A 23,243-nucleotide genomic window follows, 5' to 3' on the forward strand; every position below is an offset into this window, starting at 1 on the left:
TGGATTTATGAGCACATTTTCTTCCCCTTCCGATCGCCTCGGGCCCGTAAGTGACGCGCATGGTGCTAGAAACCCGCGGCCGGCGGACGCTGACGGACCGTCGTTACTCGAACAGTATCTGCGGATCGCGCGTCGCTGGCGATGGGTGATCTTGGGCGCTATTGCCGTATGCGTTCTGCTAGGTCTCATCGTCACCTTGTTGATGACGCCGCAATTCACCGCGACATCGACGGTCGAGATTTCCCGCGAAGCCGATCGGGTCACGAATATCGAGGGCGTGGAACGCGAAGCCAGCGTTGCCGACCAGGAATTCTACCAGACTCAATACGGTCTGCTCCGCGCCCGCTCCCTCGCTGAGCGCGTGGCGAACGAACTGGGACTAGTGGACGATCCAGAGTTCTTCGACATGTTTGGTTTCGATGGAGCGGACAATCCGGCTTTCGAGATTTCCAACGGACGATATCTCGCGCAGGGCCGGGCGGAACGTCAGCGCGAAGCAGCCGATATCCTTTTGGAAAATGTCAGCATCGATCCCACCCGCCTGTCGCGCCTGGTCGACATCAGCATGACAAGTCCCGATGCGGTTTTTTCCGCGCGTGTCGCCAATGCTTGGGCGGAAAATTTTATCACAACCAATCTTGAACGGAAGGTTCAGGCGACCTCCTACGGCCGCGATGCACTTCAGGAGCAGCTGACGGAATACAAGGAGCGATTGGACGAATCCCAACGCCGTCTGGTCGCTTATGCTTCCGACCAGCAGATCGTAAATCTGCCGTCGGAAACCGGCGGTGACGGAACGACAACGCAAGAGCGTTCTATCGTTGTCGACAATCTTGCCTCTCTTAACAATGCATTGAATGAGGCCACAGCAGACCGGATCGCAGCGGAATCCCGCTTCCGCCGTGCCGGCGGGGGCGGCAGTTCGGTCGAAGCGCTTGGCAACAACGCTATCAACAATCTCCGGCAACGCCGGGCGGAACTGAACGCCCAGTACCAGGAGCTGATGGTTCGTTTTGAACCCGGCTACCCCCAAGCCCGCGCCATCCAATCGCAGATCGATGCTCTCGATCAGGCCATTGCCCGCGAAGAGTCACGCGTGTCGAGTTCAGTGCGGGCGGAATATCGTCAGGCGGAGGCGCGCGAACAAGCGCTCCGTCAGCGTGTTACCGCGCTCACGGAAGAATTTCTCGATGTCCGCCGGCGGTCGATCCAGTATAATATTTATCAGCAAGAGGTGGATACCAACCGCGCGCTTTACGACGGCCTTTTGCAACGCTTTCAAGAACTCGGCGTGGCCGCCGGAGTCGGCGTCAACAATATCGCAATCGTCGATACCGCCAACGTTCCGGAAAAGCCTTCCAGCCCAAGACTGTTGATCAACCTGTTCGTATCCATTCTAGCCGGGGTCGGCCTCGGCGCCGCGCTCGCCTTCGGACTCGAACAACTCGACGAAGCGATAGCCGATCCGTCCGAGGTCCCAAGGCGGCTTGGACTGCCTTTGCTCGGAACCGTTCCGAAGACCGAAGAGCACGAAACGCCGCGCGAAGCGCTGTTGGACCGCAAGTCGGAATTGGTGGACGCCTATATCGCGGTCCAGACCAATCTCGCTTTCACCACCGAACACGGGATACCGCGCTCCTTCTCCGTCACCTCGACGCGGCCGGCCGAGGGGAAATCGACCACCTCGCTGGCCCTTGCGACGATGCTGGCGCGATCGGGCAAGCGCGTGATCCTCATCGATGGGGATATGCGCTCGCCTTCGGTTCACCATCTTGGAAATGTCGATCACGATCATGGCGTCAGCAATTTTCTTGCCGGCGCCGAAGACTACAAATCGTCGATTTTCCATATGAAGGACCTCAGTCTCGATGCGATGAGTGCCGGGCCGATCCCGCCAAACGCCGCAGAACTGCTCACTGGCGACCGTATGCGATTGCTCATCGATCGCCTTCACGAAGACTATGACCATGTCGTTGTCGATTCCCCGCCCGTTATGGGCTTGGCAGACGCGCCGCTCATCGCCGGTCATGTCGAGGGCGTGATCTACGCCGTGGAATCGCACAGCATCCGCTCGACGCAGGTCAAGACGGCGCTCGGTCGTCTTCAGGCGGCCCACACGCGCATATTCGGTGCTGTCCTTACCAAGTTCGAAGCCCGCAAGGCCCATTACGGCTATGGTTATGAATACGGGTATGGTTACGGACGCGACGCGGAAACAAAAAGCGCTTGATGGCCCTGCGCACTCACAAAGACATGAGGAAGGGCTCCGGTCGCGGACCCACTGCCTCGCCGCGCCGCTCGCATCGCGAATGGTTCCAGCGGAGCGCACTGGCGGTTGGGTTCGCCGTGCTGGGATATATGGGCGTCACCAGCAGCCTAGCGCATGTGGTCGCGAAGGGCGATCCCGCAAGCGCCCATGCGATGGCTCCCGGAAACGGGATAATTCTCGCGGAGTACGCGCAGGATACCTTCACGCGCGGCCTGAAAAGCGAATCGAACTCTCTGGCGGCCAATCTTTCGCGCCGCGCTTTGCTCGCCGAACCGACAGCGGCCGATGCCCTGACAGTACTCGGCTTTCAGGCGCAATTGCGCGGCGATACGGAAGAAACCGACCGTATTTTCTCCTATTCCACTGCACTGTCCCGGCGCGAATTGCGACCGCGCGTCTGGGCCATTGAAGAAGCGGTCGGGCGGGGGGATATCGTCGGGGCGATACGCAATTACGACATTGCCCTTCGGACATCCAAAGATGCTGGGGATATCTTCTACCCTACTCTTACAAAGGCATTGAGCGAGCCGCGTATCAGATCGGCCCTGCTGGCCATCTTGGCCACCGATCCGGTCTGGAAGAATGGCTTTATCGCTTACGCTGCCGATAGCGGGAGCGAGCCTTCGGGGACCATCGCCCTGTTCCGCGAAGGGCGCCAGATAGGATTGACGCCATCCAACGATCTGCGCGCAAATCTCGTCAACGTTCTGATGGCTCGGAATGAGCGGGATGAAGCGTGGACCTACTATCGTACATTCCGTTCCGGTGTCCGCCGCGATCGATCGCGTGATCCGAAATTCGCGCTCGAGGCCACGGTACGCGCGGTCTTCGATTGGCAGGTCGGGACGGATACCCGCCTTTCGGCAGCGATTCTTCGCGAAGGTGACGGGGGGCTGCTCGATTTCTCGGCGCCGCCCAGCACCGGCGGCACGCTGGTCAGCCAGTTGCAATTGCTTCCCGCCGGGACTTATCGCATTGAAGGCCGAAGCAGAGGCGTCGAACAGCCAGAACGCTCTCGCCCTTATTGGACTCTTGTGTGCCAGGATGGACGCCAACTCGGTCGAGTGATGCTACCGAACTCCAATCAGGACGGCGGCCGGTTCGTCGGCCGTTTCACCGTTCCGTCAGGGTGCGAAGTGCAGACTCTTTCGCTGGTAGCCCGTTCAACTGACGATCTCATGGGTGTCAGCGGCCAAATTTTAAATGCTCAACTGGTGCCCGGATGATTATAAAGGCTTTCACCATGCTGTTCGGCGCGTCGGTTGCATTTGGCGGACCGGCCATGGCGCAGTCGCTGCCAATCGATCCGGGTTCCAGGCTGGCGGAACCGCAGAGCCAAGACGAAGGTCTGCTGGCGTCGGCGCGCACCGCTGATGCCGGCGCCGGCGAGATCGGCCAACGGCAGGAGCGCGGGGACGCGGCGCCCAACGTCGAACCGCTCGGACGGATCGACAATCGGATCGAGAACCGGTTGCGCAACAGATTGCGCAACCGCGTGGACCGCGATTACGATCCGATGGCGAACGCCACTTCGCCCTTCGAGCGCGCAGATAAGAGAGCCCGCGAAAGCGTCAGGACGCGCCCACGCTCGTAAAGCCGGGGACCGAGCCTGTTTCGCTGGTTCGTGCGATTATTCGGCCAGCGCCTGCTGGCTCATCCGGGCAATTTTTTCCTACCTTGTATCAACCAGCCGCGATTGCGCGTTAGAGAGACCAGTATCGGATATCGGAAGGCAAACGATCGCGCTGGACGAACGATCGCACGTCTATGACCACTCCATCGGGCCGCAATCGTTGGGAAAGATCTTCGATCCATTCACCGAACTCATCATGGGCAACTGCGAACACTAAAGCGTCGAGGTCCTCGAGCGAAGCGGCGCTCTGCAATTCGACGCCATATTCGTGTTGCGCTTCATCCGGATTAGCACGCGGATCGTGAACCAGCACTTCGGCCCCGGCCTTCTTTAAAAACTCGATCACGTCGGGAACCCGTGAATTGCGCAGGTCTGGGACATTCTCCTTGAACGTCAATCCGAGAATCCCGACGCGAGGTTGAGGGCGCGAGAGGGCGTTCTTGCCATCTTCGATCATCGACAATGTCTTATGCGCGATAAACGCACCCATGCTGTTATTGACCCTCCGTCCTGCCAGGATCACTTCGGGATTGTAACCCACCTTTTCGCTGGCGTGAGTGAGGTAATAAGGGTCGACGCCAATGCAGTGCCCTCCCACCAAGCCGGGAGAAAAGCGAAGAAAGTTCCACTTGGTCCCCGCCGCCTCGAGCACGTCCCGGGTACGGATGTCCATCCGATCCAGAACCAGAGCCAGTTCATTCATCAGCGCGATGTTCAAATCCCGCTGGGTATTCTCGATGACTTTCGCCGCCTCCGCAACTTTTATCGAGGGGGCTTCATGTAGCCCCGCATTGACGATCGCCCCGTAAACGGCTCGCAAGCGAGAGAGCGTTGCCTCGTCTTCCGCCGCGATGATCTTGGGAATGTTGTCGAGCCGATGTTCCTTGTCGCCGGGATTGATGCGTTCTGGCGAATAGCCGAGAAAGAAGTCGCGCCCCCTGACAAGGCCGGAATGCTCTTCAAGCAACGGAGCGCAGACCGAGTCCGTAACACCGGGATAGACCGTGGATTCGAATACGACAGTAGCGCCTGCGGAAAGGTAGGGCGCGATGGATCGGCACGCCTGTTCCACAGGGGTAAGGTCGGGCTCGTTGGCATCGTCGATCGGGGTGGGGACGGTGACGATGAAAAAAGTGCATCCCGCAAGTTCGGTGGGATCCGCAGTCACCTGTAGACTACTGGATGCGAGCCGCTCGTTCTCGATTTCGCCGGTCCAGTCATGCTTCGCGCGCAGGGATTCCACCCGTCGCTCCGAGACGTCGTATCCTAAGACATCACGGTATTTTTCCGCCAGAGCAACCGCCACCGGAAGCCCGACATAACCCAGACCGATTACTGCGATACGTTCACTCTCGTTTTTCATTCCGCTTCTTTCGATACAAGATCAATGTACCAAGGCATCGCATCGCGCAGCCCGGTTCGAAGATCGTGGGTAGGGCGATATCCCAGCAGTCGGCCCGCCTTGCCGATGTGGGCCAAGCTGTGGCGCACATCGCCCGGGCGCGCAGGCCCGTGTACAACCGTGTCGCTGGCCGAGACGCCCAGCTCGGACAGCGTTTGCGCGATAGCACCATGCAGGTCAATCAGCGACGTCCGCTGTCCCACGGCGACGTTGTAGACTTCGCCCCACGCCTCGTCGGGCGCCAGAGCGGCGCGGATATTCGCCTGGACCGCATTCGTCACGAAACAGAAGTCGCGACTAGTCTCGCCATCGCCGTTGATACGCACGCCTGCGCCTTCAATCATCGCCTTCACCCACAAGGGGATAACCGCCGCATACGCGCCGTTCGGATCTTGTCGCGGCCCGAACACATTGAAATAGCGCAAGCCGATCGCCTTTTGATCGTAGCTTCGACGGAAGACATCGGCGTAGACCTCGTTGAAGGCTTTGGTGGCCGCATATGGCGACAGGGGGCGACCGATGCGATCTTCGATCTTGGGAAGATTGGGTTCATCTCCATATGTCGAGCTGGAGGCTGCATAAACGAAGCGAACGCCGCTACCTTCGCGCCGTGCCGCGTCGATCATATTCAGGAAACCTGAAACGTTGACCTCGTTGGTGGTCAGCGGATCGTCTAGTGAGCGCGGGACCGAACCCAGGGCAGCCTGGTGCAAGACGTAGGACACCTCACGGCACGCGGCACGGCACGTGTCCGGATCGCGAATATCGCCTTCGATGAATTCGAAACGGGACCAGCTATCTTCGCCAACCATCCGTCGCACTTCGGCGAGATTTTTCGCATGACCCGTCGCGAAATTATCGATTGCACGCACATTCTGACCAAGCTGCAGCAAGGTTTCGACGATATTGGAACCGATAAAGCCGGCCGCGCCCGTCACCAACCAAAGGCCGCGCGTCGCCTTGATCTTCTCGTTAAGCGCCGGATCGCTCGCAACCCATTCTGGTCGATTACCCACGTTCGTTCCCTATCTGAGGCCGAGCCCACCTAGTCGCAGTTATCGGAAACTACCAGTCACATACGCTAAAAGGCGGGAAGAGAACGTCCTTCGGCAACAAGGTTTCCGGCGACCCGCGTGGTCCCGGGCAGATAGTCGGCGCCTCGCTCCACGATGACCAGACCGGCCGAAGCTGGATTGCCGCGCCAATCGTTCCCGATCAGCGACAACCGCCTGATCCGGCCTGGTCCCAGGTAGAGGGGGGCTGCCCCCGGCGTGCCGTTCCCAGTCTCTCGGAAGAGCAATCCTTCGAGAGCTATTCCGTCGCCCTTGTACACCGCTACAGCGATACCGTCGCGCCAGCCGCAACGAACGAATTGATCTCCCATTACGGTCACGTCCAAAACGCCTGCCGTCGACTCGTTGTAGCCGAACAGGCTTCGTCCCGCATAATCGGCCCAGCGGTTATTCCGGACGGTGATGTCCTTGCCGGAAAATATCTGGACCCCTCCATGGCCGTCGATCCCAACATTGTCTTCGATCACACATCGCATCGCGGGAGTCGCGGAATCCGGTTGGCGATTGATCGTCACCGCTACGTCGCCGCCCGTCCCGCGATATCCTCGAAACCTGTTGCCGGAAATCAAAACGTCGCGCGGTGGAGGAACGACTGGCGGAATTACGATCGAGACTTGGCCGACATTTCCTCCACACGCTTCGAAGTCGCAATTCGTCACGCGCAAGCGCGCGAGCTTGTAGAACGGAAAGGCATCGGGCTCGAAATCGATCGGTCCAGGCATGTCGGGGCGACTGCATCTCCGAAAGCGACAACCATCGATGGTGATGGCTTCGCCACCCGTCACCGAAATCCCGTTACGATTGTCGTTGTTTACACCATCGAATAGGCAGTCCCGAACCAGGATGTCGCGAATCATCCGGGGTTCGCGGGCCACTCCTTGATGCTCGGCGCCAAGATACAGGCCGTCTCCTGCAAAACCTATAAATTCGACGCGCTCGATCCGAAGGATGCTGATCCCTGCCAAAGAAATCAGGTTCCAGTGTTCTTTGAAGCCCGTTTCCGTGACTCTACCTTCAATCCTGAAATCGGACAGTGCGACATTCTCGAGTGGTGTATCCGGAGAGCTCAGACCGATGAAAACGCTTCGAGCTTCCGGCGCGAGTCGCAAGATCGAGGACGAACCGTCGCCCCGGATCGTCGTATCCGAAATGAGGGGAACGGAGCTGAGAACGTAGGCGCCATCCGAACCTGAACCTCGGCCAGCAGGACAATAGACAGGCGCTCCCAATTCGAGCGCTCGCGCAAACGCGGCGCTATCGTCCGTATCACTTCGCCGCCGAAGATCAGGCAGGACAATCTCGCCCGCTCGCGATTTGCACGATGCGGATGAGGGGACCACGACAAGTCCTGAGAGGAGTCCGATCAGCGCGCGGCGCCGATCGCAGACAAGACGGGAAAGGGAATTGGAGACTGTGGTTCGTGACATGATGTCCCTCATGCATTGCAGCACCTAGCGGGCACATTTATGGGGGGCGCCCGATTGGAGAAAAAGAAATGTGTGGAATCGCGGGCTTTTTGACCGCCAAGACGCCGGATATCGATCCTCGAACTACGCTGCGGGCGATGACTGACGCGATCGCCCATCGCGGGCCCGATGACGACGGCCACTGGTTCGACCCGGATCAAGGCGTCGCGCTGGGTCATCGTCGCTTGGCGATCATAGATCTCTCCCCAGCAGGGCATCAACCGATGCTTTCCGCGAACGGGCGCTACGTCCTCGTCTATAACGGCGAGATCTACAATCACGCCGAACTTCGCAGGAGACTGGAAGAAGGGGGCAATGCTCCCGAATGGCGCGGTCATTCGGACACGGAGGTTCTCCTTGCCTGTGTCGCTGCGTGGGGGATCCGCAAGGCGCTGGATCAGGCGAATGGCATGTTCGCGTTTGCCCTCTGGGATCGCAAGCAAGGCAAATTGACGCTGGCGCGGGACCGGGCAGGAGAAAAGCCGCTTTTCTATGGTTGGCAGAACGGCACGTTTCTTTTCGTTTCAGAGCTGAAGGCGCTCACGGCTCATCCCGGGTTCGAACGGGTGGTGGATCGCGCAGCCGCAGCGGCCATGATGCGGTTTGGATACGTTCCTGCGCCGATGTGTATTTGGCACGGCATTCGCAAGCTACCGCCCGCTCACTTGCTGGAAGTGACGGCCGGTGGCTACGAGCGACCGGACCCTGAGTGTTACTGGGATCTGGCAGCCATCGCGCGCGATGGGGCGAACGATCCGCTTCCCGATACCCCCGATCTGGTGGACGACCTGGATGCTTTGTTGAGGGACGCCGTCGGTCTGCGGATGGAGGCGGACGTGCCGCTCGGCGCGTTCCTGTCCGGCGGGGTTGATTCGTCGGCTGTAACGGCCTTGATGCAGGCTCAATCGACACGCCCGGTGCGCACGTTCTCCATCGGCTTCGGACAGCGCGCTTACGACGAATCCGGCTACGCGCGCGCTGTTGCTGAACACTTGGGGACCGATCATCTGGAATTGCAGGTCGATCTGGCCGATGTGCGGGCAACCATTCCCAAGCTCCCCGCCATCTGGGACGAACCGTTTGCCGATTCGTCCCAAATACCCACCTATCTCGTGAACGCGCTGGCTCGCCCGGAAGTTACGGTCGCTCTGACAGGAGATGGCGGTGACGAGCTCTTCGCGGGATACAATCGCCACGTCCTAGGCGCGCGCATCTGGGAGGGAAGCGCTCGCTTGCCCGACTTCGTGCGTCGAGGCGTCGGGGCAGCGCTGACCAGCAAGAACGCCTACAGGCTCGCGAACGCCACTGGGTTGAGCCGCCGTGTCGCCGGTCTTTCCGAACGGTTGCCCAAAATTGGAGCGGTCCTGCGCGCTCGCGAACCGACAGAATTCTACGCGCAACTGGTGTCGCAGTGGCGACCAGGTGCAAATCCCGTGATCGGCGTCGGCGATAGCGATCGCGATAGGAGCATTTCCGCACCCGCATTCGACGATTTTCGAAACACCATGCTTTTCATGGATGCGAAGACCTACCTGCCTGACGATATTCTGACCAAGGTGGACAGGGCCGGCATGGCCGTCAGCCTAGAGGGAAGAATTCCATTTCTCGACCATCGAGTCATGGAATTCGCCTGGCGCGTTCCCCTGTCGGCAAAAATCTGGAACGGTCGTGGCAAACATATCTTGCGCAACGTGCTTTATCGTTACGTCCCCGCCTCTCTGATCGACAGGCCCAAGGCAGGCTTCGCGATCCCGATCGGGGATTGGCTCGAAGGCCCGCTTCGCGACTGGTCGGAAGCGCTTATCGATCCTTCCGCTTTGGCAGAACAAGGCATACTGGACCCGGCTTTGGTCGCGGACACTTGGTCGCGTTTCCTGCGTGGGGACAAGGCGCTCGTGCCTCAGATCTGGTGCGTGCTTATGTTCCAGGCCTGGCTGCAAGAGCAAGATTTCCCGCCCGTCACGCAAATCGGATAGCAGGTGGTATGACTAGCCTCCTCCCCTGCCCTTGTGGAGCAGCGACATCGTCAGGCGACCTGCCGTTGCTCCACCTCGAGCGCCGAACGGATGCGATTCGGGATTTCGGTTAGGGGAAAACTCCCTTTCAAGCCGCCCCCGATCTCGGCGCTGTCGCTGAAATAGCCCACACCGTGATGCTCGCCGTTCTTAATGGCCACAAATGCGACATGGCTGCGAAAATCTTCGATGCGTTCGTTACCGGCGACCACAGCCATGCCTGCGGGAATGTCGTTTGGATAGCTCAGCATCGCGAACAGGTCTTCGCCACGATTGTCCACGGTGAAGATCGGTGTGCCGTCTTCCGTTTTGGCGACCAGCAATTTGCGCTCCGCCTCGGCCGCCTCTTCCATCGAACTACAGGCAATAAGGAAGTCGCGCGACATGCGCGGCTCCACTGATTGGAAGGGAACGCCGAGGCCGCGCAGCGACGCGGCATGATCGGTCAAGCGCCAGTAAAAAGCGGTCTTCTCGTAGGGAGTTTGATGGAGACCGGTCGCGAGCATGATCCGCGCCTGAGGAAACGCCCGCTTCACCTGGCCGAGAATTTGATCGTAAAGCCGGTAAACGTCCAGCAACGGATCGCTGTCGGGGTGGATATACCAAGCGGGATTGCGGTGCGGACCATCGTAAACGGCCGCGTTGAACATGTAATGGTGCTGGATATGCGCGCCGGCATTTAGGAAAAGCGTGGCGAAATCGGGGGTTTTTTCGCGCACCAGACGGACGAACATGTCGGTAAGGACCTGATCCAGAAACAGAGCCTTCGACCAGGGCTTGCCGCGAGCCGCGCCTACCAGCTTCAGATAGGCAGGATAGTTCGCGGGCGACGCGTTGCGCAGCCCGCCCAAGGCGAAGTTCAGAACCGACTTTTTGTCCAATCCGCCCGTTGCATTCTCATTCACCGCCTGCCGAATGGCCTGGAAGAAACGCGTATCGAGGCTCCCGGCGCGAACGCTCGTGTCAGTCCAGGGATCTGGAATGAAGAAAGCGGGGTCGCGCAAGCGATATTTAGCGTTCATCGGACTGACCGCGCCAACCTTGAGCCCCGCTTCCTCAAGCTGTTCCCAAATCTGCGGAATATCGGTATCCACAATATCGCCGAGCCTGAACACGCCGTGTTCGGCATAGGTAAGGCCGGTATGCGCCGTGACCCACTGAATCCAGGGTTCCAGCTCCTCGTAGGTCTGCTCGGAATGCGTTTCCTCGAAGCCGTGCCGCGCGAGGAACTCCCGAAAATTAGGCAAATTCCCCTTGCCGATATATTTCTGCAAGAACTCGAAATTGATTTCATTGAGTTCAAGAAAAAGAAGCTTTTGCACCTGGTTCACCTGGGGTTATTCGCGGACGACACGTGGCGCTTCCTATCACCTCGTCACGGTCAGCGGAAGCGAGGTTGACCATCTTTGCGCCGAATGGCGATCAGGGTAGTTCCATGGCCGCCATCATCGCATCGTTGATGCGGTGGACATCGAACAAACGTTTGGCTGCAGCTCGGCTCGCTTGGCCCATTTGCAAGATCAGGCTGGGATCGTCGATGAAGCGGCGCATCGCCGCCTCCAGCGCTCGTGCGTCGCGCACGGGTACTTTGAAGCCGTTTACTCCTTCTTCCACCGTGTCCCGGCAGCCAGGCGCATCGGTGGTGACCACTGGAAGCGCCATTGCCATCGCTTCCTGGGTGCTGCGCGGCTTGCCTTCGCGATAGGATGGCAAGACGAAGACGCTGCTCTGCGCAAGCCAGACCCGGACGTCCGGAACCTGGCCGGGCCACTCGACTATCCCGTCCGCAACCCACCGCTTCACCACAGAGCGTTCCAAACCGCCGGGATTGCTGTCGGTATCACCCAAGAGAAGGAAGCGCGCATCGCTTCCACTTGCCTTGATGGCACGTGCTGCCTCGGCATATTCGACGATACCCTTTTCGCGCAAAAGCCGAGCGACCAAGACGAAAGTGATCGGCGAGGACACCGGTTCGCTTGGCTGAAACCGTGCGAGATCGACTCCGGAGCCGCTGATAAGCACGGCCTTCTTACGGGACAACAGGCCGCGGCTGCACAGCACTTCTAAATCGTCGCCATTTTGCAGGAAGACCCGGTTGCACAGACGAAACGCTAGGCGGTAAAGGAGCGACGCAACAGCTCGAAGGGCCCGGCGTTTTAGCGTGTCGCGCGCGCCATCGGGAGTGAAAACATACCCGAGGCCCGCCACGAGGGCATAGCGGCGCCCGATCCCCGCCAACCAGGCTGCCAGCGTCCCATAGATCACTGGCTTGATGAAATACCCGAAGACGAGGTCCGGGCCAATGCGGCGCAGCGTGACGGCAAGCTTTACCATGTCCACCAAGTCACGGGCAGGCCGCAATCCCGTGCGCTCCAGCGAAATATCGACAGGTTCGGCGCCGAGTTCGCGCACCGCCGCGCGTGTCTGCACATCGTAGTCGGGTGCCAGCGCATACACCTTGATCCCCTGCCCGATCATGCGCCGGATCAGCGGGCCGCGGAAATTGGCTATAGAAAACGCGATACTGGTGATGATCGCAGCCGATCGGACCTCCCGATGCCCGCTCATGATCCCGCCTCGATTGCAGCTCGAAATGCATCGAGCACGATGGGCTGCTGCGATTGAAGCGAATAATGGTTCATCACTTTTGCGCGCCCCTTTTCGCCCATCCGCTGCCTGAGGGCAGAATCGTGCGCGAGCTGATCAAGAGCGTGCGTCCATTCTGCCTCGGTCCGCGCAAACAAGCCATCGACACCGTGATCGATGATGTCCCGATTCACTCCGACCGGCGAGGCGATCCCTGGCACACCGCACGCCATGTACTGGATCAGTTTGTAACCGCACTTCCCCCGGGCCCATGGCTCGTCCGGCACCGGCATCAAGCCGATATCCATCGCCTGCAGATCGGCTACTTCATTCGACTCGGACCACTCTACAGCGTCGATTCCCGCAATTCCCTTCGCAGCTGGGCCCGCGCCAACGACACGGAAGCGCGCATGTAAACGAGACAAAGCAGGCAACAGTGTTGGCAGCAGAGGTTCGACATAGCGCCAGGTGGAAGGTGAACCGATCCATCCAACCGTCAGCGGGCGGTTGTCGCTTCCCTCGATCGAAGGCTTGAAAATGTCAGTATCGACCACTGTAGGCACAACCAGTGCGTTGCCACCAGCCGATGTGACGTAATCCGCCAGATACTCGTTGCCGCACACACAGATCGCCGCTTGTCGGACCAGCGGCAGCAATTTGCGGCCCAAGAGTTGCCTCACAACCGGAGAGCGATGGGTATCGTACATGTGAAAGATCGCATCGTCGATATCGTAGACGATCGGAACTTTTGCCAGACGCGCGGCAAGACCGTCGATCAATGGCAGGTAAGGGAAAAGCTCGTACTGGACCCAGACAAGATCATACCGACCCATCGACACAATGCCGGCAAGGCGGCGACCATAGGCCTTCATCACCAGAGCTTGGGACGCCCGCTCCCCGCGCATCAAGCCTTGCAGGTAATCGTCGTCTAGCAGGGGCTGAAGTTCGATATCCAGGTAGTGTCGGGCTAGAAACGGCGCGTACTGAAGAAGCCGCTGACGGGTGCTCGCCGCGCGCGGACCATATTTAGCCAGCGCGAGAACGCGCTTCGCCGGCATTGAAGACATGACGCCATTTTTCATAATGCGTTGCAGTGCGCCCCTCGCCTAGCTCTTCGATGGTGAAGCGCGCTCTATAGCCATGCGCGGCGCTATCAGTTTTCGATGCGCGAAACGGAGAGAAGGTCGCTCATAACCGAAATAATAGGCGATGCCGGCAGCCGTTGAAGCCGCGATCCCGACAGCCATCGCCATGCCCCATGTCAGGTCCATCGCCCGCACAAGGCGCGTTGTAACGGCGAGTAAGGGATTGTGGATCAGGTATATCGCGTAAGAAGCGTTGCCCAGCAAAAGGACAAAGCTTGGAATGTGAATGCGCCCCCGAAGCTCAAATGAGGCAGCAACCGCTACGAGAAACGCCACACCCATCCCGAAAACCAGGGAATTCGTACTTGGCCCGCCAACGAAATAGAAGACTAAGAAACCAATCGCCAACCCCGAGAACAACAAAGTCGGGACTTTGTCCCTCATCACTAGAAAGGCAGCCATAATGCCCGCGACGAATTCGATGTTCATCGATGCCAGCATGACATTGCTCTCGGGTCCATTCGGATACCACAAAAGCGCCATAGCGAGCGTCCATACAGCGAGACCGATCCAAAGCGAACGCATCCAAATCAACATAGCGAAGACGAGGTAGAAGAAGACTTCATGCTGAAGCGTCCAGGCCGGCAGCAGCGCTGGCAATTTATCGGTGGGGAGCAGCGTCAGTGTCGAGAACCAACCAAACTGATGGCCGGGACTTCCGATGCCTGGAACTGAAAGATAAAACAACGCTACTGCGATACCCAGCGGCCAGTAGGGAATATAAATGCGGATGCCGCGCCTCAGAAGAAATCCGATCACCCACTCTCGATCGGGACGAGAATCGGCGCTGCTGTAATAAATAATAAAGCCGGATAGAACGAAAAAGAAATCAACGCCCAGCGCCCCATAACCGAGAAACTCGGAAAATCGAGGAGCGCCGCCGATGAGATTAGTCGCGGAGATATTGGCGTGATGGATTACAACAGCTAACGCTGCCAGAGCTCTTCCCGCCTGCAATATGTTCAATACCCGCCCTGCGCGTTGCGCAGATCCGGCGGGGGCCCGGCCCGGATTTTCAAACGTCACTTTTTATTCCCGCGTACAGCAGCCCGCGCTATTTCGGGTAAATCGCGGTAAAGATAGATGAAGGCGCGCAAAGTTTCCCCCATCTCCGCTCGGGACCGCCGCTTCATCGCCCTTCCGAGCCGCAGGACCGGCTCAGCCAGCAAGGTTGTGGCCATAACCGCCATGGCCTGGATGGGGGTGAAATGTTTGAAACTGTAGAGTATGCGGCTCCGCATCGAATAGAAAAGCCGCTTCGCCTTAACCTGATCAGACGTGCCGCCTCCCTTATGATAGGCCGTGGCATCCGCGAGGTAATGGATGCCCCATCCGGCATCTTGCACTCTCGCTGATAGGTCGACATCTTCAAGATAAACGAAGAAGCGCTCGTCAAATCCACCCAGTTTTCTAAATATCTCGGATCGGATCAGATAAAATGCGCCGATAACATGGTCGACGGATCGGCTATCGAGATGATCGAACTGCACCGCCCGTTGTTCGTGTGTGAACATCGTGCGTGGACTTGCCCGGTTCGTCGTGTGCCGCTGGACATCCCCGTTTTCATCGACAAGGCGAATTCCGAGTACACCGACCTGGCGATTTTCAGGATGTTGGAGAAACGAGACAGTGTGCTTGAGACTGTCCGGAAGCAGGGCGGCATCGGGATTGAGAAACAGCATATACGGGGCACGCGCGTGCGCAGCACCAATGTTGCATGCGCGGCCGAAACCAAGGTTGTCGCCGTTTTTGATCGTCTTGAGGGGGAGCCCTTCGATCGCGATATCGGCTGACCCATCCGTTGATCCATTGTCGACCAGGATGACGGATCTGACCAATTGATCAGCATGACGCGCGATTGAATCCAGACAAGCGGCCAGCTGCTCACCCGCATTCCAATTGACCACGATTATATCTACGGCTTTGGAATCAAGGTTCAAGTCCGGTCCCGGCTCGGCTCCGCTCGTTTCCTCAATCTCCATCAGCTGGCCTCTATAGCCGGAAAAAGCGGCGCGCAAGATAACCCAGGCGAGCCCTCATCGAACCGCTTCTCAGACTGATATCCTTGCTGTCGCGAGGAAGGTAGCGCGTCGTAGTCGACTTCCCGCGAATACGCTCGCCGTCGGGTTTACCGTGCGAATAATAATACAACGCGATGCTGGTGCGCGGGTAATCGTCAGGGAAGCTCAGAGGGTCTGGATGACCATGCAGCGTAAGATCGTTCGTATTGAAGATCACCAGGCGGTTGATGATCGGCTCGATCGAACGAACGTCTTTCTGCTCGAGATCAGCAAGCAGCAACTCTCCACCATATTCAGGAATCCAGTCTTTATTGAGATAAAGCAAGATATTAATACGGCGGTCCGCTTCCAGATCATCGTGCCAGTTGAAATCGGTGTGCATCTTCAAAAACCCGCCACGCCTGGTCATATGGATACCACCACCCTCCAGACCTGGGTCACCGAACAACCCCTCAATCCCGACGACCGGCTCCAACCAATCGAGGAAAGATCGCGAATTAAGATAGGAAATGAGTCTATGCGTTAGGGGCCCGAACTCGCTCCAATCAGTGCAGGCCACTTTCAGAGACTGGGTAATGCCATTGCTTGCATCCTTGTCCGCAACCGTCTGACGCGCTTCGTCGTGAAGTCTGCCCGCAAAATCCTGCGTGAGGAAATTGTCGATCACGAGATGCGGGAACGGATGCCCGCTTTTGAATTCAACGCCTTTGCGCTCAGACTCCTCGAATGCGGACTGGCGGATCATTCCGCTAAATTCGGCAGCATTGGGCATGGCCAACTCCTAAAATTGTTTACTCGGAAACTAATATCCGCCCAAAACATCTGAATGCAAATTCAAATAAAAAAGCAATCCCCCAGTAAGCCAAAGCATCATTACTGCTGGTATATTCCTATAGGAGAAAACTGAGCGGTGCGCGACAAAAATTGTGGATACATACAGAACCTCCTTGACCCTCTGAGCGACCATCGGAACGCCGGATAGGCCAATAACAACTAAAATCGCACCTATGGAGATTACAAAAAACAGAGAATGATAACGGCTTTCTTTCTGCCAACCAGCAAAAAACCCTAGAAATATTGCTAGTAGAAGTCCGATATTATTTAAGGAAAAGATGCTGATCTCATTAAATTCGCGGTTCTGTGCGTAAGCAGCCAAAAGCGGATTTATGTCGGAGAAAAAGCTGATTGCACTACTGCGCAAGGAATCAGACAAACCGACCGCCAATATCAGAATTGACACAACAGACAGAGCTGGGAAACTTTTTCGACCGTAAGTGGCAGCAAGATACATGGGCAATAGAATTACCACGCTGGCGTGAAAGGTTGCACCGATTGCGATCGCAATCACCGCCCTTACAAACCGCCGCTCGTATGCAAGATGAAGTGCTAGGTACCCTAGAGCCAATCCCAGGGCCGTTCGCACTTGGGTGTATTCATGGATCGGATAGAAGGTCACCAGATAGTAGACTGCCCCAATCAGGGGGTACCGCAAATATTTCCAAAATAGGAAGAATTTTATCCCAAGCGATGTGGCTATGATTGCAAACGCAAACCACGGATAGTCGACATTTATTACATATCGGAACAGCCATGCAGCGAAGCTGAAACCCAGCTCAAATCTTTGCGTGCTGGTCGAAAGGTAGACTGGGACGGCTTGATAAAAGGACAGGTATTCGATGTAGTCGCGACCAAGCCCAAACAAACGTGTTGCAGCGGCATAGGACAGGAACCCCCACGCTACGACGAGGATCAACGCAGACAGTTCGCGCGAACCCAGGTGTGGTGATTTTTGGACATCAACCATTTGAGCTGATGCTGATGTCACGACCTGTTTTCTTTCTGCGTTTTTTCGGATCGAGGATCAAGCCCAGCATTTTCGCGATCCTTGGCAAATACATCAAGCATCTTGGCGGAAACCACATCCCAGCCGAAGGCTTGTACGGCTTCGTATCCCGAATTCGAGCGCCGCGAGGCCGCGTCCGGCCGCGTAGAGATTTCCCTGATTGCCTCGGCAATCGCAGTTGCATCGCGATTGGGGACAATCCAGGCGTTTTCGCTGGTTGCTGGTTCGAAGCCGGTAGTGACCAACGCTGCCCCGCTGGCTAGCGCTTCAAGGGCAGGATAGTGAGGCGCACCGTGCTGCACCGTACCGGCTGCAACCAGTACGTCGATGGACCGATAGAATTCCGCAAGCTCGGCATCGTTTGACGGTACGACAATTTCGGCCGCAGGGTGCGACCAGCCAGCCGGAAGGTTGCCGTAAGCGATCCGCAAGCGGTGACGCGGATCGCTCGCATAGAGTTCCTCGAACGCCTTCAGGACGTAAAGTGCGCCTTTTTGCGGCTCACTGCGTCCAATGGTCCCTATTATCAGCGGCTCGGACGGCTGCCTTTGCGACGAAAGCTTAGGGCGGAACAGGCTCAGATCGATGCCGAAGGGTACGATGGCGAAAGGCCGTACCAACGCGTGTCGATAAATCGAAGCGTTGGCTATCTGGGTTAGCGGCAGTGCGTAGGACAGGCGCGAAAGCAGCCATAACAGCGGACGGCGTTCCAACACGTAGTATTCCGGCTCGTACGCCTGAATGTAGTAGAACCGTTTTCCACGAGGCACCCGAGCAAGCACTGTGGGCCACGTAGTAAGGCTGTGATTGGCAAGGACCACATCGAAATCGTGGTGGAGCCGACGAATGCCGGCGAAGAGTGCCCGTAGATTGCCTAAGCCTGTCTCGCCCTTACCGTGTGGGCTATCAACATTTCGGCCATCTTCATCGACCCAATGGATCGAGGCTTGCGTGGGAAAATATGGCTGCCCGCTCGTGGCGGGGGCAACGAACGAGACTTCGTGGCCGGCTCGTAGCCATGCGTTCGCCAATTCGGACAGCACTCGATAGCCGCCAGCGCGAGCAAATCCCAAAACAGGTATCAAAATGCGCATCAACGGCAGATCCTCAGTCTTACTCGGTTATTGCCAAGAGACGCTTTCGCCGGTCAGGCGTCCCAACGGTCAGCCAAGCGACGACCAACAGATATATAGCGTAATTGAGGCAATGGGCCGCCGCAACACCGGTGAATCCCATTACTGGGGTCAGTAGCCAGGTCGCCAGAACGAAAACAAGCGCTCCCAAGATTTCGGTGAGGATGAACTCCACCACCAAGCCACGCCCAATCATCAAAAAAGCGAAAACCCATGCGGTGATCTTCAACACGTCGCCGGATAATTGCCAGGCGAACAACTGCTCCATTGGGGCAAAGCTGTCTGAAAACAGAAGCGCAATGGCGATATCTCTGAGGAAGAAAATCCCTAGCGCGAGCACTGCGACAGCGGGAACGGCGAGACGTAGGACTTGACGCAGTTCGGCGTGCAACTCCTCCCAATCACGAAGCTCGGCTATTCGAGGCAGGTAATAGAGCGTCAAGGTGGTGGTGATCAGCGTCAGATAAATAAGGCTGATCCGCCACATCGCGTCCCAGTACCCCGCAAAGGCGAACCCGAAACGTTCGATAAGGATATAGCGCACAAGCAACAAACTGACCGGACCAACGATCGCAGTGGTCGCTGCCATTAGGGTGTACCTACCGAGGCCGCGCAACTCGCGACTATTCAACGCCCCGAACCATTTGCGCGGTTCGAACCACTCGCAACGACGCACCAGCATAACCGTAACGACGATGACGACAGCCTGATTCAAGCTCAGCGCGATCAGCGCGCCTTCCAGGCCGCGATACCAAGCAAGACCCCCGGTAAGAAGCAACGCTAGGATCGATCCCGCAATATTGCTCAGCACATAGCGACGAACGTCCTTCAACCCGTTCATGATCGCCAGTAACAATGCGTTGAAACTTATCGGAATTATGCTGATGGCAGCCCAGATCATCACCCCGGCCCGATCGGCGCCGCCGAGAAACCCCTCGGCCAATTGGCGGCTGAAGACAACCACAGCGATGGCAACAACCAAAGATGCACCAAGAACCACCGTTGCAGCCGTCCGCCAGAGGACGCGCTGTCTGTCAGGATCGGTCCCGTAGGCAGCGGTCCCCTTTGTAACCCCGGTGTTTATCGCGCCGGTCGCAAAGGTGACCACCACCGAGAACAAATTCTGGAATTGTCCGATTACTGCATAGCCGGAGGGACCGACGAGCACCGCCAACACCTTGTTGATGACAATTGCCGACGCCATCCGCACGACCGTCGCCATTCCATTCAGGGCGCTGGTGCGAATTAGTGACATGGGATCGCCTTCAGGCGAGCCGGTTTACAGCGTCGATGACATGATCCACCTGTTCCTCGGACATGCTCGGTCCGATGGGAAGACTTATCACCTCATCGTGAATTGCCTCGCTGATAGGGAAGCTGCCCTTCCCAAGCCCGAGAGATGCATAGGCCGGCTGGAGATGTGGCGGGACCGGGTAATGAATAACGGTCCCTATGCCTTCTCTCGCCAAACGCTGAGCGAAATCATTGCGCGCGGGGTGGCGGACCACGAAAACGTGCCACACCGGCTCGGCCCAGTCAGGCACAAAGGGCAATAACAGGCCGCTCGACTGCATATCCGACAGATATCGCCCGGCGATGGCACGGCGACGATCGTTCTCCGCGTCCAGCCTAGCGAGTTTGACCTGGAGAAACGCGGCATGAATCTCGTCCAGCCGACTGTTATAGCCGATTACTTCGTTGTGATATTTGGTGCGGGATCCGTAGTTACGAAACGTCGCCAATCGATCTGCGAGGTCAACGTCTCCACACGTGACCGCGCCGCCATCGCCAAGTGCGCCAAGGTTTTTACCAGGATAAAAGCTCCAAGCGACAATCGAATTGCCGCCACCCAGGCGTCTGCCCCGGTATCGTGCGCCCTGCGCCTGCGCACCATCCTCCAAAACCTGCAGTCCGTGCCGGCCAGCGACTGTGCGAATTGAATCGAGATCGGCGGGCTGCCCGTAAAGATGGACCGGCATGATCGCCTTAGTCCGCTCAGTTATGGCGGATGCTATCCGATGCGGGTCGAGATTATAAGTCCGCTCGTCCGGCTCGACCGGCACTGGTGTCGCACCAAGATGACTGACCGCCAACCATGTTGCTATATACGTGTTTGACGGAACGATCACTTCGTCGCCCGGGCCGATAGCCATCGCACGAAGCCCCAGGGTAAGTGCGTCCAATCCATTTGCAACGCCCACGCACCGGCTTGTCTCGCAATAAGCGGCGAACTGGCTTTCGAAACGCCGCACTTCCTCACCTAGAACGAACCAGCCGGAATCGATCACGCGGGCAGCGGCTTCGATCAGATCCTCTCGCGCGGCACCCGTAATCTTCTTGAGATCCAGAAACGGGACGTCGGTCACTCGGATACTCCGATCAATTCTAGATATTCGCGATAGTCGCGAACGTAATCTGCTGGATCGTATGGGTGCGAGGCCAAAACAAGCAGCACTGCATCGTTGCTGTAACGATATTGCGTGCCCCAAATGCGCGGCGGCATGTAAAGCGCCTTGGCGTTTGCGTCGAGAAGAAATTCCTGACGTACGAACCCGTTGTCGGCGATCGCAACGCATTGGCCATGTGCGCAAATCAGCAACTGATGGCATTCATGATGCGCGTGCTCTCCACGGGTTTCACGACTGGGCACATCATGAACCATAAAAATACGCTGCGGAAGAAATGGTAGGCCTTGTCCCTCTTGCGCAACAGTCAGCTTGCCTCGCATATCGGCAGCGACACGAAGCGAGATTAACTCAACGCCGGGCACTATGCTAATTGCTTCGTTTCCCTCATTGGGCGCACCATCCACCGCCAACGCAGAAGCTTTGGTGTTCGTGTAGCCAATGATCGTAGCGGGATTGCCGATTACGGTAGCAAAATCGGGTACGTCCCGCGTCACCACTGCGCCCGCTCCAACCATCGCGTTTTCGCCAATGGTGATGCCTGGCAGAATTGTGGCATTAGCCCCGATCGACGCACCCCGGCGGACGAAGGTGCGTGCGAACCTTTCTGGATACCGCTTGGAACGCGGCTTTAAATCGTTGGTAAATGTTACGTTAGGACCGAGGAATGCGTCGTCCTCCACAGTCACCCCGTCCCAAAGTTGAACTCCACTCTTTACAGTTACGTTATCGCCCAGAACCACATCGTTTTCTATCAGCACATGAGCGCAAATATTGCATCCCCGGCCGATTGTGGCGCCCGGCAGAATGACGCAAAATTGCCAAATTCGCGTGTCGTCACCTATGGACGATGCCTGGACGTCGGCAGTCGGATGGGTGAGTGAGGCCATAAATCATTCCTCGATAAAATCGCGTCAGCGTCAGCGCGCGCCAAAGCCTGTGATTATGGTTCGGATCGTCCGCACCACAATCAAGAGATCGATCCACGGCGAATACTGTTTGATATAATAAAAATCGTAATGAAGCTTGCTTCGGACATCATCCACATCGGCCACGTGGCCCTGACAGACCTGTGCCCAGCCGGCGATTCCCGGTCGAATGACGTGGCGATACCGATAGAACGGTATTTCCGCTTCGTACCACTGCGACAGAACCGAAGCTTCGGGACGCGGGCCGATCCAGCTCATCTCGCCCTTGAGGACATTCAGGATTTGCGGAAGTTCGTCGATCCGCGATTTGCGCAAGAATCTTCCGATCGGAGTGATGCGATTGTCGCGGTCGCGAGTGATGGCGAGATCACGCACCGCACTCGGATTGGATGCCGAGATCTTCATGGTGCGGAACTTGTAAACGGTAAAGGGCCTGCCCTGATATCCGATCCTCTCCTGCCGGAACAGAGCAGGCCCCGGTGAATCCAGGCGCACAAGAAGACCGACAAGGAGAAGGAAGGGGAAGAGGAGAACCCCCATCGCGAGCGCCACCAGCCAATCGATGGATCGCTTCAAGATCATGTAATCATGCCGCGGGGTGAGCGATCCGAAGCTGTTCTCCGAAAGATGCTCCAGTTCCACCATGCCGGTCAGGGATTCCATCAGATGCTTGACGTGATAGACGGGCATATTGGCCAAGGCATAATCGGCCAATTTCCTGTCCCATTCGCTCGGAAGATCAATCCGTAAGTCCGCCGCGATAGCATCGAGCCCAGCAGTCGAAGCTTCTGGCGATTCCAGAACTCGCCAGGTGACATGCGGGAATTTGGGAAGCTGGCCCATGTCGCCGAACGGCAGTATCCCAATATGCAACTGCTGGCGGCGCTGAACCAACGCGCCGACGAGGAAAAACCATCCCAAAGTAAGCGAATAGCCCAGCAGCAAAGTCGTACGATTATAGGAAATGCGACCGAGCACGAAAGCGATCAGCAGAACGCCGAATGCTAGGCTGAAAGACGAAAGCGCCGAAGCCAGGGCTTCCGAACCGGGATATGTCGCGACGTTGCGCGTCAACCAAGCGCCGATCACGATTGCAATCGATGTGCCGATCAACGTATTCCGCAGGCCGATATCAGCAGTCCCGATACCGTAAAACAAGATGCCGCCGATGGCAGGAAGCACCGCAGCAAGCACGATCCCGATGGTTGCCTGGAATCGTATCCGAGCCCAGAAAATCGGTCGTAGAGGTTGAACGCCAGTCAAAAGAAAATCCACTCTGCACGACCACATCCGGTGCGGTCCGCTCGCGATTGCGGCGTCCTA

19 protein-coding genes are annotated in these 23,243 nt (G+C 57.6%); 4 read left to right on the top strand and 15 right to left on the bottom strand.

Annotated features, from left to right (window positions below; genetic code table 11):
* Nucleotides 1-7 precede the first annotated feature (7 nt).
* The 3 genes from GRI47_RS11685 to GRI47_RS11695 are packed head-to-tail and all read left to right on the top strand — an operon-like array spanning nt 8 to nt 3,863.
* Nucleotides 8-2,230 (top strand): GumC family protein, encoded by a 2,223-nt coding sequence (locus GRI47_RS11685; RefSeq protein WP_160661559.1) that lies wholly within the window; start codon nt 8-10, stop codon nt 2,228-2,230.
* Nucleotides 2,230-3,495 (top strand): hypothetical protein, encoded by a 1,266-nt coding sequence (locus GRI47_RS11690; protein WP_160661560.1) that lies wholly within the window; start codon nt 2,230-2,232, stop codon nt 3,493-3,495. Before GRI47_RS11685 ends, GRI47_RS11690 begins: the two co-directional genes overlap by 1 nt.
* Before the next feature lie 17 nt (nt 3,496-3,512).
* Nucleotides 3,513-3,863 carry a hypothetical protein gene (locus GRI47_RS11695; protein ID WP_160661561.1) on the top strand — a complete coding sequence of 117 codons (351 nt, stop codon included), beginning with the start codon at nt 3,513-3,515 and terminating at the stop codon, nt 3,861-3,863.
* A 109-nt stretch (nt 3,864-3,972) separates the two neighbouring features.
* On the opposite strand, the gene GRI47_RS11700 is transcribed toward GRI47_RS11695, so the two are convergent.
* The 3 genes from GRI47_RS11700 to GRI47_RS11710 all read right to left on the bottom strand — a co-directional run bounded on the left by GRI47_RS11700 (nt 3,973) and on the right by GRI47_RS11710 (nt 7,816).
* Entirely contained in the window at nt 3,973-5,265 is a 1,293-nt protein-coding gene (locus GRI47_RS11700) for a nucleotide sugar dehydrogenase (protein ID WP_160661562.1), read from the bottom strand.
* On the bottom strand, nt 5,262-6,320 hold the full coding sequence (locus tag GRI47_RS11705) for an SDR family oxidoreductase (protein WP_337190691.1): 1,059 nt from the start codon (nt 6,318-6,320) through the stop codon (nt 5,262-5,264). The genes GRI47_RS11700 and GRI47_RS11705 overlap by 4 nt, the downstream gene beginning before the upstream one ends.
* Nucleotides 6,321-6,385: 65 nt before the next feature.
* Nucleotides 6,386-7,816, bottom strand: a complete 1,431-nt coding sequence (locus GRI47_RS11710; RefSeq protein WP_160661563.1) for a right-handed parallel beta-helix repeat-containing protein — start codon at nt 7,814-7,816, stop codon at nt 6,386-6,388.
* Nucleotides 7,817-7,872: 56 nt separating this feature from the next.
* Between GRI47_RS11710 and asnB the strand changes: the two genes are divergently transcribed.
* Nucleotides 7,873-9,819: an asparagine synthase (glutamine-hydrolyzing) gene (asnB, locus tag GRI47_RS11715; RefSeq protein WP_160661564.1), complete on the top strand. Its 1,947-nt coding sequence runs from the start codon at nt 7,873-7,875 to the stop codon at nt 9,817-9,819.
* 50 nt (nt 9,820-9,869) lie between these two features.
* Here asnB and GRI47_RS11720 read toward each other — a convergent pair whose 3' ends face one another.
* The 12 genes from GRI47_RS11720 to GRI47_RS15290 form a co-directional block, all read right to left on the bottom strand.
* The gene (locus GRI47_RS11720; protein WP_160661565.1) at nt 9,870-11,189 is read right to left on the bottom strand and encodes an alkaline phosphatase family protein; all 1,320 of its coding nucleotides are present in this window, start codon (nt 11,187-11,189) and stop codon (nt 9,870-9,872) included.
* Between the two features lie 91 nt (nt 11,190-11,280).
* On the bottom strand, nt 11,281-12,426 hold the full coding sequence (locus tag GRI47_RS11725; RefSeq protein WP_160661566.1) for a glycosyltransferase family 4 protein: 1,146 nt from the start codon (nt 12,424-12,426) through the stop codon (nt 11,281-11,283).
* On the bottom strand, nt 12,423-13,526 hold the full coding sequence (locus GRI47_RS11730) for a glycosyltransferase family 4 protein (protein ID WP_160661567.1): 1,104 nt from the start codon (nt 13,524-13,526) through the stop codon (nt 12,423-12,425). Before GRI47_RS11730 ends, GRI47_RS11725 begins: the two co-directional genes overlap by 4 nt.
* 24 nt (nt 13,527-13,550) lie before the next feature.
* On the bottom strand, nt 13,551-14,615 hold the full coding sequence (locus GRI47_RS11735) for an acyltransferase family protein (RefSeq protein ID WP_160661568.1): 1,065 nt from the start codon (nt 14,613-14,615) through the stop codon (nt 13,551-13,553).
* Complete coding sequence (locus tag GRI47_RS11740) at nt 14,612-15,571, bottom strand: glycosyltransferase family 2 protein (protein WP_160661569.1); 960 nt, start codon at nt 15,569-15,571, stop codon at nt 14,612-14,614. Before GRI47_RS11740 ends, GRI47_RS11735 begins: the two co-directional genes overlap by 4 nt.
* Before the next feature lie 10 nt (nt 15,572-15,581).
* Complete coding sequence (locus GRI47_RS11745) at nt 15,582-16,382, bottom strand: 2OG-Fe(II) oxygenase (RefSeq protein ID WP_160661570.1); 801 nt, start codon at nt 16,380-16,382, stop codon at nt 15,582-15,584.
* A gap of 30 nt (nt 16,383-16,412) precedes the next feature.
* Nucleotides 16,413-17,435, bottom strand: a complete 1,023-nt coding sequence (locus GRI47_RS11750; RefSeq protein ID WP_160661571.1) for an EpsG family protein — start codon at nt 17,433-17,435, stop codon at nt 16,413-16,415.
* A complete protein-coding gene (locus tag GRI47_RS11755) occupies nt 17,432-18,547 on the bottom strand; it encodes a glycosyltransferase family 4 protein (RefSeq protein WP_237452814.1) in 1,116 nt (371 codons plus the stop codon). The genes GRI47_RS11750 and GRI47_RS11755 overlap by 4 nt, the downstream gene beginning before the upstream one ends.
* Nucleotides 18,548-18,566: 19 nt before the next feature.
* Entirely contained in the window at nt 18,567-19,841 is a 1,275-nt protein-coding gene (locus tag GRI47_RS11760; RefSeq protein WP_160661573.1) for an O-antigen translocase, read from the bottom strand.
* Nucleotides 19,842-19,851: 10 nt separating this feature from the next.
* Nucleotides 19,852-20,952, bottom strand: a complete 1,101-nt coding sequence (locus GRI47_RS11765; RefSeq protein WP_160661574.1) for a DegT/DnrJ/EryC1/StrS family aminotransferase — start codon at nt 20,950-20,952, stop codon at nt 19,852-19,854.
* Entirely contained in the window at nt 20,949-21,881 is a 933-nt protein-coding gene (locus GRI47_RS15205; RefSeq protein WP_160661575.1) for a WxcM-like domain-containing protein, read from the bottom strand. Before GRI47_RS15205 ends, GRI47_RS11765 begins: the two co-directional genes overlap by 4 nt.
* A gap of 30 nt (nt 21,882-21,911) precedes the next feature.
* Entirely contained in the window at nt 21,912-23,195 is a 1,284-nt protein-coding gene (locus GRI47_RS15290) for a sugar transferase (protein ID WP_202387498.1), read from the bottom strand.
* Nucleotides 23,196-23,243 lie beyond the last annotated feature (48 nt).

This window comes from Qipengyuania pelagi (assembly GCF_009827295.1).
In the GTDB taxonomy this organism is placed as follows: Bacteria; Pseudomonadota; Alphaproteobacteria; order Sphingomonadales; family Sphingomonadaceae; genus Qipengyuania; species Qipengyuania pelagi.